The organism is Maricaulis sp., assembly GCF_030149425.1.
Lineage (GTDB): Bacteria > Pseudomonadota > Alphaproteobacteria > Caulobacterales > Maricaulaceae > Maricaulis.
In genome coordinates this window covers 20,208-31,239 of the sequence record NZ_JASBRQ010000057.1, presented here as the reverse complement: position 1 = coordinate 31,239, position 11,032 = coordinate 20,208, and the positions used below count along the sequence as shown (strand labels likewise).

General features: G+C 62.0%; 12 protein-coding genes. 5 read left to right on the top strand and 7 right to left on the bottom strand.

Annotation, left to right across the window (positions count from 1 at the left end):
• The 5 genes from pdxA to Q1V57_RS09905 form a co-directional block, all read right to left on the bottom strand.
• The coding region (pdxA, locus tag Q1V57_RS09925) for a 4-hydroxythreonine-4-phosphate dehydrogenase PdxA (protein WP_300530136.1) at positions 1-909 on the bottom strand (909 nt) is incomplete at its 3' end.
• Entirely contained in the window at positions 909-2,177 is a 1,269-nt protein-coding gene (locus Q1V57_RS09920; protein ID WP_300530134.1) for a peptidylprolyl isomerase, read from the bottom strand. The genes Q1V57_RS09920 and pdxA, both read right to left, overlap by 1 nt.
• A gap of 72 nt (positions 2,178-2,249) precedes the next feature.
• Positions 2,250-4,436 carry an LPS assembly protein LptD gene (lptD, locus tag Q1V57_RS09915; protein WP_300530132.1) on the bottom strand — a complete coding sequence of 729 codons (2,187 nt, stop codon included), beginning with the start codon at positions 4,434-4,436 and terminating at the stop codon, positions 2,250-2,252.
• Positions 4,437-4,517: 81 nt separating this feature from the next.
• Entirely contained in the window at positions 4,518-5,612 is a 1,095-nt protein-coding gene (locus tag Q1V57_RS09910) for an LptF/LptG family permease (RefSeq protein WP_300530131.1), read from the bottom strand.
• Positions 5,609-6,736 carry an LptF/LptG family permease gene (locus Q1V57_RS09905; RefSeq protein WP_300530129.1) on the bottom strand — a complete coding sequence of 376 codons (1,128 nt, stop codon included), beginning with the start codon at positions 6,734-6,736 and terminating at the stop codon, positions 5,609-5,611. Before Q1V57_RS09905 ends, Q1V57_RS09910 begins: the two co-directional genes overlap by 4 nt.
• A 124-nt stretch (positions 6,737-6,860) precedes the next feature.
• On the opposite strand from Q1V57_RS09905, the gene Q1V57_RS09900 reads away from it, so the two are divergent.
• The 5 genes from Q1V57_RS09900 to Q1V57_RS09880 all read left to right on the top strand — a co-directional run bounded on the left by Q1V57_RS09900 (position 6,861) and on the right by Q1V57_RS09880 (position 10,029).
• The gene (locus Q1V57_RS09900; protein WP_300530127.1) at positions 6,861-8,339 is read left to right on the top strand and encodes a leucyl aminopeptidase; all 1,479 of its coding nucleotides are present in this window, start codon (positions 6,861-6,863) and stop codon (positions 8,337-8,339) included.
• 51 nt (positions 8,340-8,390) lie between these two features.
• Complete coding sequence (locus Q1V57_RS09895) at positions 8,391-8,843, top strand: DNA polymerase III subunit chi (RefSeq protein ID WP_300530125.1); 453 nt, start codon at positions 8,391-8,393, stop codon at positions 8,841-8,843.
• A gap of 66 nt (positions 8,844-8,909) precedes the next feature.
• Positions 8,910-9,311 (top strand): hypothetical protein, encoded by a 402-nt coding sequence (locus tag Q1V57_RS09890; protein ID WP_300530123.1) that lies wholly within the window; start codon positions 8,910-8,912, stop codon positions 9,309-9,311.
• Positions 9,312-9,325: 14 nt separating this feature from the next.
• Positions 9,326-9,562, top strand: a complete 237-nt coding sequence (locus Q1V57_RS09885) for a hypothetical protein (RefSeq protein WP_300530121.1) — start codon at positions 9,326-9,328, stop codon at positions 9,560-9,562.
• Positions 9,559-10,029, top strand: coding sequence for a hypothetical protein (locus Q1V57_RS09880; RefSeq protein WP_300530120.1), 471 nt, complete (start codon positions 9,559-9,561; stop codon positions 10,027-10,029). Before Q1V57_RS09885 ends, Q1V57_RS09880 begins: the two co-directional genes overlap by 4 nt.
• Positions 10,030-10,033: 4 nt before the next feature.
• On the opposite strand, the gene Q1V57_RS09875 is transcribed toward Q1V57_RS09880, so the two are convergent.
• Entirely contained in the window at positions 10,034-10,324 is a 291-nt protein-coding gene (locus tag Q1V57_RS09875; protein ID WP_300530118.1) for a hypothetical protein, read from the bottom strand.
• 235 nt (positions 10,325-10,559) lie between these two features.
• A complete protein-coding gene (locus tag Q1V57_RS09870; RefSeq protein WP_300530116.1) occupies positions 10,560-10,946 on the bottom strand; it encodes a hypothetical protein in 387 nt (128 codons plus the stop codon).
• Between the last annotated feature and the right edge of the window lie 86 nt (positions 10,947-11,032).

The following is an 11,032-nucleotide window of genomic DNA, read 5'->3' as shown; positions in this document are numbered from 1 at the left end:
AGAGGTGCGAACGATGGGCAGGCCAAGGGTGATATTCACGCCGCCATGAAAATCGAGGGTTTTCACCGGGATCAGTCCCTGGTCGTGATAGAGGCAGATGGCAGCGTCATACCCGGCACGGGCTTCTGCGTGGAACATGGTGTCCGGTGGCAAGGGGCCGGAGATCATCAGTCCTTCTGTACGCAATTTCTCGGTCAGAGGGTTGAGAACCTGCTCCTCTTCATCGCCCAGCGTGCCGCCTTCTCCCGCATGCGGATTGAGCCCTGCAAGGGCCAGGCGTGGTGCCGCGATCCCGAAATCCCGCTTCAATGCGGCATGGGTGAGGCGGGCGATCATCTCTACCCGCTCGGCTGACAGGTCCTGGATGGCCTGTTTCAGCGGGACGTGGATCGAGGTCAAAACCACCCGCAGACCGCCGCCCGCTAGCATCATGGCCGGCCCCCGCGGGCCCTCAAGCGGTGTTGCCTTCGTCAGGGCTGCCAGGAATTCGGTATGGCCGGGGAAGTTGAAACCGGCTTCATACATCACGGATTTGGCGATGGGAGCGGTGACAAGGGCGCGGGCCTGGCCGTTAAGGCAAAGCGATACGCCGTCTTCAATCGCGGCCTTCACGGCGGGAGCATGGGCGCTGTCGGCTTGCCCGGCTATGGCCGGACGTACCAGGTCTTGGCTTGCAGGCAGAACGGTGAGGCGGTGCGGGAAGACCTCATCCGCCGTGGGCGGCGCCTCGGCGATGAACGGCAAGGCCAAGCCAAGGTCGCGGGCGCGACGGGTGAAAACGTCAGCTGAGCCGATCGCAAAAAAGGGCGGCAAGTCCGTCCGGGCCGAGGCCCAGGCACGCAGGATGATCTCCGGCCCGATACCGGCCGGATCCCCCATGGTGACACCGACCGGTGGGGGCTGTGTCATCAGTCGCGGATCTCAATCGTGCTTTCGCGGCGCAGATCGCGCAGCCAGCGGCGCGACAGCAGAGCCAGCTGCTGGCCCCGAAGCTGGAATTCCAGATCTTCGCGGGACGGGACACCCGGGCCCGCAATCCGGCGATCACAGACGATCATCGCCTGAAGTCCAATACCGGACTGGAGCACGCCCGTATTCTCACCAGCATTCAGCGGAGCAAGCGCATCGCGGATTGCCGGCAGCAGGGCGTCAGAGGTGATGGATCCGAGCGGCGTCACAATGGCGCCCGGGATGTCCGCAGCGATAGCGTCAAGCGCAGAACAGCTGGGTTGGTCTTCCATTGCCTCGGTCATCTGGTCGAGCGTGCTGTCGGTGACGGAGCTGGTTGGCACAGTGATCTGCGAGAGATCGTATTGCAGGGCAGTGGTGCCATCCCGGACACCAACCAAAGCCACAATCATGAAGCCGCCGGGCACGCGGATCGGGCGCGAGAGGGCGCCGCGATTGCCGCTGGCTGCGTATTCCTGAGCCAGCTGCGGAATAATAGTCGCGACTTCCGGCTGCAGCTGGGAGGCTACAATCCAGCCGATATCGCCGCCATTGGCTGCGGACGGGGCGTCAGAGAACTGGCGCGCGAGCTCGGGAAAGGCCCCGCCTTGCTGCAGCCGGTCCATAACACCGATCACGCGCTGGATCGTCGCGTCTTCACTGGCGGTATTCGGCAGTTCGAAGAACATCTCGAACATGCGGAATTGCGGCTGCGATGCGCTCGCCGCGAGGCGTTCCAGAGCCAGATCGATCTGCTGCTCGGAGATGCGGATACGCGAGCCATAGCGCCCATTGACGATGATCTGCCAAGCGGTTTCGGACTCGATCTGATGGCGCAGGGTGGAAATGTCGACGCCGGAACGTTCCAGATCGGCAATCACTTCCTCAATGGTCGAATTGTTACGCGAGGCCAGATCAAGCAGGGACTGGTTGATCTCGTCTTCTTCGACGGTGATCTCGTACTCACGGGCGGCCTGGAGCTGCAAATGCTCATCGACCAGGCCGCGAATGGCCTGATCGCGGATCTGGACCAGAGCGGCTTCATCCAGCTGAACCAGTCCGGTCGAGGCGATGATCAGGCGCATGCGATTGCGAACGTCCACCGTGGTGATGGGTTCGTCATTGACCAGGGCGGCAACGCCTTCCGTGGTCTGTGCAGCGGCCTGCGGCGTGAGGAGACCAAAAAGGCCGATCAGCGCCGAGATAACGAGATTACGGGTCAGTTTCATGGGCATCATGCTTCCGTTCCGGCCGGAACATTACTCAAACTCGCCGCCTGCGCAATCACGCGGCACCGTTACTTACTCTTCCGCCACACTTCCCAGTGTGAACAGGGCGACACGGAACTGGATCGATTCCGACGGACCAAGGCGATCAATGCCGAGGTCCTGACGCTCGTAAACGATTTCCATTCGCGTGCAATCATCCTCATAGCGGAAACCGGTTTCCTGGCGCCGCGAGGTATCGATATCGAGATCGCGTGTGACATTCGCGATCATACTCCAACGCGCGGTCAGCTGATAGGTAAATTGCGCTGTCACTTCGCGTTGCGGGCTGCGCAGGCTGTCATCATCGCTGACATCGAGATAGCGCAGGCCTGCCGTTACCCGCCCACCGGTATAGCTTGCGGATGCGTCGATGCGGTCGACATCATAGTCTTCGCTGTCGAGACGGGCCTGCATCTCACTCCGGAAGGCACCCCAGTTGAGTTCGCCGGAGACCACATAATCGCTGTCTTCTGTCGCCAGTCCGCTGGACGGATCGAACTGGGTTTCGCCGTCCATGCGATGGCTCTGGCCAATAAAGGCGCTGGCGCTGTTACCGCTGCCCCAGAAGGCAGAGGCGCGCACGCCATAGCTGATCCGCTGGCCTTCTTCCCACAGGTCAAACCCCGGAGCGCGCACAGAGTCGAACAACAAGCTCTCATCGAGGTCGATCGACAGGCTGTCTTCATTGATCAGGCGGTCTTTGGCCGGATCATCTGTGGCGATGGTCGCGGAGATGACCGGCTCCAGCACGACGTCGACAGTGTTGCCGCCGCGGAAGAAGGGCCAGCTGACCTCGGCGCCGGCCAGACCGAGCTGACGGTCGAAGCCGTCATTGCCGGTTCCGCCGCCCGTCAGCGGGATATCGCTGAGATGGTAGGCGTCGACGCGGCCATAGGCGAAGGGCTCCACAACGATGCCCGCCGGTGCGACCCAGCGCGTGCGCCAGTCGATCGTGGTGCTCAAGCGCTGATAGTCACTTCCCTCGGTCCGGTCGAGGAACACACCATTGACGTCCAGATTGACCCGTCCCCAGCCTTCCGGCGCGTTGAACACACGGCGGTATTGCAGCATGGGCATGATGTTGGGGATGGTATCGTCATCCTCATTGGTGCGCAGCGACTGGTAGGATGCCGAGATGATCGAGCCATAGCTGTTGGGTGTGCGCCCCTCGACATAGAGCTGGCTGACCAGGCGCCGGGCGTCGGCTTCGAGCGGAGCACCTCGGTCATCATCATCTTCGGAAAAGTCATAGCGGCGCAGATGCAGATCGTCGGAAACGCGCTGTACGCCGAAGCCCCAGCGCCATTCGTCGGAGATATCGAAGCGGCCGCCGCCGAACAGGTGCCAGCGATGTTCTTTCTCGCCGAAGCGATCGCCTTCGCTGTCAATCTCGAACTCGTCGGTCCAACTGCCTTCCAGCTCCATTGTGCCGGACCAGAAGCGCTTGCGATAATCGGCAAACAGCAGCGGGTTTACATTGGTCATGACCCGCGGCGCGACAACCAGGTCCTGGGACGGAGAAATCGCCCAGAGATAGGGCTGCTGGTACAGGGCACCGAGACGCGAGGACAGGCCGACATCGGGGAAAAGGAAGCCCGAACGGCGTTCCGAGGACGGGTCGGGATGGGCAAAGACCGGCGCGTACAGGACCGGGACGCCGAGCACTTCCAGCTGGGCGTCGCGATAATAGATCATCTGGTCATCAGCATCCTGGATGACCTCACGCGCACGTACCCGCCAAGTCGGTTCGGTCTCGCCGTCTTCGCAGAGCGGACAGGCGGTATAGTAGGCGTTTTCCAGCTGCACCGAGCCATTGGCCTGGCGAATGGCGGAGGCGGCGGCCATACGGCCGTCGTTTTCCAGCATCGAGGCGAACCCCAGCGCGATCCCGGTCGACAATTCCGAATCAAGTTCGACCTCATCGGCGTATTGCGGGTATTGGCCACCGCCGTGAATCTGCACATTTCCGCGGGCAATGACGCGATTAATGGCCGGGCGGTATTCCACCTCGTCGGCAAAGACGGTGCGGTCGCCCTGCTGTGCGCGAACCTCGCCGCGAGCAAGATATCCCGCTCCATCGCCCAGCTCTACAACGCTATCGGCTTCCAGATAGACCGGAGGCTCGTCCGGATTTGCGTCTTGGGCGAAGGCCGGCGACGCCAGGACAAGTGCTGTTGTGCTGAATAACGCGGCCGCCAAACGGCTGAACTGCGACGCCATATGCGTCACTCCCTCACTGATCCCGGGCCCCACCCGATAAGCATCAATCACTAGCGGATGCGCGCCGCGCCGTCCACGGTCTCATCCGTCTTCAGTCGAGGCGATATAAGTCAAGGCCAGAAGCGCGGTGATCGCGGGGGCCGACCAGGCCGCTGTGGCGGGTGGCAAAGAGCCTGCAGCGCCCACTGATGAGAGCAATTCCTGCAGGAAGAACATGATAAATCCGGCCAGGCCGCCAGCGGCCGCAAACGCCGTAGCGCCGCCGAGACGGTGGAGGCGCATGGTCGCCGCTGCAGCGATCAGCGTTGCAGCAAGCAGGGTCAGCGGCAGAGCCATCAGGCTGTGATAGCGCAACTCATAGCGTTCGGTTGCGAGCCCAGCTTCACGCGCCGAGGCAATCAGGGCCGGGAAGTCCCAGAAGGATACGCCCTCGGGGGAGCGGGCCCGCTCGAACAGGGCCTGGCGGTTGATGCCGGTCGGCAGGGTGACACGGCCGAGATTGGTCGCGGCCGCCTCTGGCACACGTTCCACCGCGTCTTCCATCTCCCAGAAGCCTTCGCGCAAATAGGCCGATGGGGCATCAATGCGGCGCGACATGCTGGGCACACCGTCCGGGCCCACATCGAAATACAGGAAGGCGGTGTCGATCAGCTGTTGCTGGTTTTCGCGCAAATCCTCGGCGACGATGACAGTGTAGCCATCAATATTGGCCTCACGCAGCCAGACCGGCTGCAGGCTTTCCTCGTCATACTCGACATTCATCAGAATATCGCGCTCACGCTCGAAAATCGCGTTCCCTGCCGCGCCGAGCGGGTTGAGCACCATGGCACCGAACAGGCCGATCACAATCGACAGCACCATGGGCGCCGCGAGGATACGCCAGGCCGAAACGCCCGAGCCGCGCATCACCACGATCTCGCTTTGCCGGTTCAGCCGGAAGAGCGAGGTCAGCACACCGAACAGCAGGATGAAGGGCAAAGTGGTCTCGATCAGTGACGGTGCACGGAAAGAGGTCAATCGAATCAGTTCAATGGCCGAGATGTCGATGCGCGTGGAGATGGCCCGTGTCTGTTCGACGAAATCGACCAGCAGAATCACGCTGGAGATAATCGCGGTTGCAACGCCGAGACCGGCGAGGGTCTGGGTCAGCATGTAGCGGTGCAGAAGGCTGGTCATGATGCCGCCGCCTCCGGCTCCGCCGGCGCTAACTGGGGGCGGGCCCGGCGAGGCCAGTAGAGATAGGTCAAAGCTGCCGCGATCCCGGCCAGGGGTATGAGATATTGCATGGCGTTGAGGGCGGGAACGTCCGTTGCCGCCGACTGCATGGAAAAGCCTACCAGACGCAATCCTCCACCAACCGCTGCCGCGACCATGACCCGGCGGCTATAGCTGAGACGGGAATAATCGCCGGCAAAATAGGTGGCGCCGGCAATGAGCACGAACATCAGCAAATAGAGCGGGGCGGAAAGCCGGTAATGCGCCTCGGCCTGGGCCCGCTCATAGCCGTCGATACGGGCAACAAGAATACTGTCCGGCCAGAACAATTCGTGCAGGAAGCGGTCACTCTCCTTGAAGAAGATCGCATCGATGGGACCAACGAAGGCGGCGAGGTCGAATTCATAGCGGTCGAACACGCCATAGCTGAGCTCGCCGGTTTCATCGACCTGCTGCAGATTGCCGTCGATCATGACCATGGCAGAGCGTTCTTCGGTGCGAACGATGACGCCTTCGCGGGCGGTGTAGGTCGTCGCGCCGGAGGCGTCCTGCTCGTCATGGATCAGGATGTCGCGCATACGCCCGTCGCTGGTGCGCTCGCGGGCATAGATGGTGACCCCGTCACCCAGCGCGGTAAAGGCACCCGGGGTTACCAGGTTCGCGGCGATATCCGAGCGCAGGGCGTAAACGCTTTCGCGCATCTCACGATAGGCGAGTGGCTGGACGAAAAGGTTGATCGCCAGATTGAGGATAATGGCGTAGAGCGCCAACCGCACAAGCGGCGCCAGGAGACCCCAGCGGGTCAGACCAGACGCCATCGTGACCACGATTTCGCTATCTCCCGTCAGGCGCCCCAGAGCGTTGAGTGTGGCGATAAACAGGGCGATCGGCAGCAGTAGAGCTGTCAGATGCGGCAAAGCGAGAATCGTCACTTTCAGGAAGGTCAGTGCCGTTTCCGAATAGCCCGAAATCAGATCGATATTGGACAGGCTCTGGGTCAGGAGTGCCAGCCCGGCAAAGGCGGCGATCGCGGTGACGAACGGCCAGAACAACTGCCTGAAAATGTAACGTTGGACGAGATTCATACGATCGGGTTTGAGCTGCGCGTTCAGCCTTCTATCTCACGTCGGTATCGGATACCACTTCTCCGACCCATCTTTCTCGCCTCAATAACAGGCGACCGCACAATTCCACCGACGAGGTTTTGCCATGAAGATCGAATTCGCCGCGCCTGGTTCCGTATCCGGATCGCTTGCACTTGCCGTCTACGCCGATGCCGAGTTCTCCGCAGCCGCGGCAGCCGCGGACGAATCCGCAGGTGGTGCCCTGCGGCGCGCCATTGAGGCCTCGCGGTTTGAAGGCAAGCCGGGCCAGACGCTCGAAGTGCTCGCCCCGGCCGGCCTCAATGCGCCGCGCGTGGTGCTCTTCGGCCTCGGTGCCAAGGACAAGGCTGATGCCGGTGTGATCGAGAAAGCCGCTGCCGCCGTGACCGGCAAGGTCCTGCTGAGCGGTGAAACCGCCATTACCCTGCGCCTCGATGGTGTCACCGATGCCGAGGGCGCGGCCCGTGCCGGTCTTGGCGCGCGCCTGGCGTCCTACCGTTTCGACGATTATCGCACCAAGCTCACCGCGGATAAGCGCCCGTCGCTGGAAACCGTCGTGATCGCAGCTGATGATACTGCAGCAGCCGGTGCGGCCTGGGACAGCTGGGGCGCTGTAGCGGCGGGCGTCGACCTCGCCCGTGACGTCACCAACCTGCCGCCGAACGTGCTGCACCCGGAAACCTACGCCAAGAAGATCGAGGGGCTGACCGAGCATGGCCTGGAGATCGAGATTCTCGACGAAGCCAAGATGTCCGAACTGGGCATGGATATGCTGCTCGCCGTTGGCCAGGGCTCGGACAAGGAAAGCCATATCGCCATCATGAAATGGAATGGCGGCGAGGCCGGCGAAAAGCCGCTGCTCTTTGTCGGCAAGGGTCTGACCTTTGATAGTGGTGGTATCTCGCTCAAGCCGGGTGCCGGCATGGACGAAATGAAGGGTGATATGGGCGGCTCTGCTGCTGTCGTCGGCCTTATGCGCGCCCTGGCTGGCCGCAAGGCCAAGGTCAATGCCATCGGTATTGTCGGTCTGGTCGAGAACATGCCTGACGGCAATGCGCAGCGTCCGGGCGACATCGTCACCTCCATGTCGGGGCAGACGGTTGAGATCCTCAACACCGATGCGGAAGGCCGCCTCGTTCTCGGTGATGTGCTCTGGTACTCCCAGGGCCGTTTCGATCCCAAGCTGATCATCGACCTGGCGACGCTGACCGGTGCCATGCTGATTGCGCTCGGCAATACACGCGCCGGCATCTTCACCAATGATGATGACATCGCCACTCAGCTTTCTGCAGCCGGCGACGTTTCCGGTGAACCGGTTTGGCGCATGCCGCTCGGTGCTGATTATGAAAAGCACATCGAGACTAAGAATGCTGATATCCGCAATGTCGGCGAAGGCCGTCTGGCCGGTTCCATCTCGGCGGCGGAATTCCTCAAATGCTTCGTCAATGACAAGCCGTGGTGTCATATCGACATCGCCGGTACGGCAATGGGCGGCATGAAGGACGATCCGCGCCAGCCGAGCTGGGGCACGGGTTGGGGCGTGCGTATTCTCGACCGTTTCGTGCGTGACAATTACGAGGGTTAGGCCCTCAGCGACTAGGAGAGGCGGCGCCCATCGGCGCCGCCTTTTATCTTCATGGCCGGAGAGCTTTGGTTCTACCATCTGGAACGTTCCAGCGTTGACGAGGTTCTGCCTGAACTCGTTGAGAAGACGCTGGCGCGTGGCTGGCGAGCCCTGATCCGCTCGCCTGAAGAAGATCGGCTCAAATCTCTCGACCAGCTTTTATGGACCTGGCGGGATGACAGTTTCACACCGCACGCCGTAGCTGGCTCGGACGATGATGCGCGTCAGCCGGTCTTGCTGAGTGCAGGCGAGGATAATCCCAACAAGGCGGAATGCTGCTTCCTGCTGGACCGTGCCGAGCCCGGTGGATTTGCCGAATTCGAACGCACGATCGTGCTCTTCGACGGTCATGACGAAAGCGCGGTCGTTGCCGCGCGCGGACTGTGGAAACGGGCGTCCGGGGAGGGCGCAAGCGTGTCCTATTGGCGCCAGTCAGAGGCCGGGCGCTGGGAAAAGAAAGCCTGATTTTCCCTTGAGCTTCGCCGCACGCGCGCTAGGCTGCGCGCCGTTCGCCCAGGAAAGATGTAAGCGATGATGCGTTCGACCCTTCTTGCCGGCCTCGTCACTCTGGCGGGATGTGCCACGGTTGACGGCTTTCTGCCCGGTCCGCAGCAGTCTCAGCCGGTAGAAACCGCACCGGTGCAAAACTCCGCCCCTGCCTCTGACCCGGGCGCGGCGAACGGGTTGCCGCCGCTGGATATGGTTGAAGACGTCGAGCTTTCGCAAGTGCAGCGTCCGATCACCGGCACATGTGGCATGGAAGATCTGCAGCATTTGGTCGGCCGCCGTCGCACCTCTGTCTCCGTGCGGGATATTCCGGACAATTTCCTGGTATTGGGCCCGCACACGCCCGATCCGACTGTTTACCGGCCTGATCGTCTCACCATCCGAATTGACGCGCGTGACCGGATTGAAAGCCTGACCTGCGGCTAGGCGGGATCTGCGGGATGGAAAATCTCCAGCAGTTCAGCGCTCAGATCGAGCGTATCCGGAGCAAGTTGCCAAAAGCGCGCGCGGAGGATGAAGCGTTTCGTGTTTTTGGAAGCGAGCAACATCGCTACGCACTTGGACCGCCGGCATCGCCGCAAGAGGCTCGGGCGTTTGAAGCGCGGATCGGGGTGGGGCTTCCAGCGGCCTATACAATGGAAGCTGGAAGGGCGATGACGCTATCCGGCGAGCCGTGACGGTGCGGCTGGGCGAGATATCTGATCCGCTCAGCTGTCTTCATGCCAGCAGTATCCTGGGCAGTGGGGCCATTGATGATATCGCGGCGACAGAGCCCTATTGTGATCACGACGACCCCGGTTTCCAGACCTATGCCTGGGCGGAGCTTTCGCGGTGGTGTGCCCGCCACCCGGGTGATCAGGGGCGCTTTCAGGCCCGCCTCCTGGCCGGTCTGAACAGCGACAATGCTGCAGAAGTCAGCCATGCCCTGAAGGGGCTGGGCGGGCTGCGGGGCGCGGCGATTGAAGCCGGGCTGCTGGGCGTGGTGGAGCGTTATGCGGGGGGCAAGCGCGATGGCTGGAGCGAGAGCCGCATTCATGCTCCCCTCGATGCCCGTATCGCCGAGCTCGGTTATGCGGGGAGACGCGCCTTTGCCCGTGCCCATAACAGCAAAGCCTACAGGCTCTGGGAATTCTGGAAGCGCTAGAGCGTTAGAACAGACCGTAATTGCGCGGGTCGTGATGGCCGGCGATGGCCAGTTTCAGCACCGTCAGCTGGCTCCGGATCGCTTCGGCAAGAGAGAGAGCCCGGTCTCTATCGGGCAGGGCAATGGACTGGTCGTCCAGATGATCGGGTGCGGGAGAGACGACCGGGTGATGGCGGTCGCTGGTCGCAGCCGGATATCTGCGGGCTTCACGATCTGCGGACGCCGTCTTCGGGCGTCGGTTCTTGCGGCGCCGGCGCGGAGTATCCGCACTTTGCCAGGTGGGCTCGATCCTCATTGTCGCCACTGCCGCCAAGCGACAGCCTTCTATTCCTCGTGTTTGCGCGCCTGACCCGGTTGATCCCAAGCACTACGGGCCGACGATAGGCCTTGCAGAAGCGGGCCTCGCCCAAGTCCCAGCCTGCTCATAATATATTATGAGCCAAGTCCGAACGCCGGGTTAACAGAGTATTGTCGCGCCCGCTCAAGTGGTTAGCGCGGATTTGTGCGGCTTGTGGGTGTAATCGGCGCCGTCAGGCGGGGGCGATGGTGGCGCAGATGATGAGGGCCGGGTAAGCGGTCACGATGGCGGCAAACGCCAGGCTCAGGCCGATCGGCACGGGCTGTCGCGCGCGTACCGAAGGCCAGACATAGGCGATCAGCCACATCGCTTTATAGACGACCTGCAGGCCGAGGATCGGGGCCATTTCCTCCGGCCAGATTACACCGACAACCGAACCGGCGAGAATACCCGTGTAAAGCGAGGCCACCATCCAGCGTAGCCCGTCCGACGGGGCGACCTTGCCACCAAAGACGGTGGCTGTGCCGGAGCGGAAATACAGCCCGGTGACGACGGGGATAAGGATAACGATATTGACGATATAGGCGGGCAGGAGCGCCGCCGGATAGGCGAAATTCACGACGCGGGACTCCTGATCAACACACTTTAGAATAGAATTATTCAAAGCGTCGACCAGAGGGGGCGCGTATTAAATCTGGGTTAGAC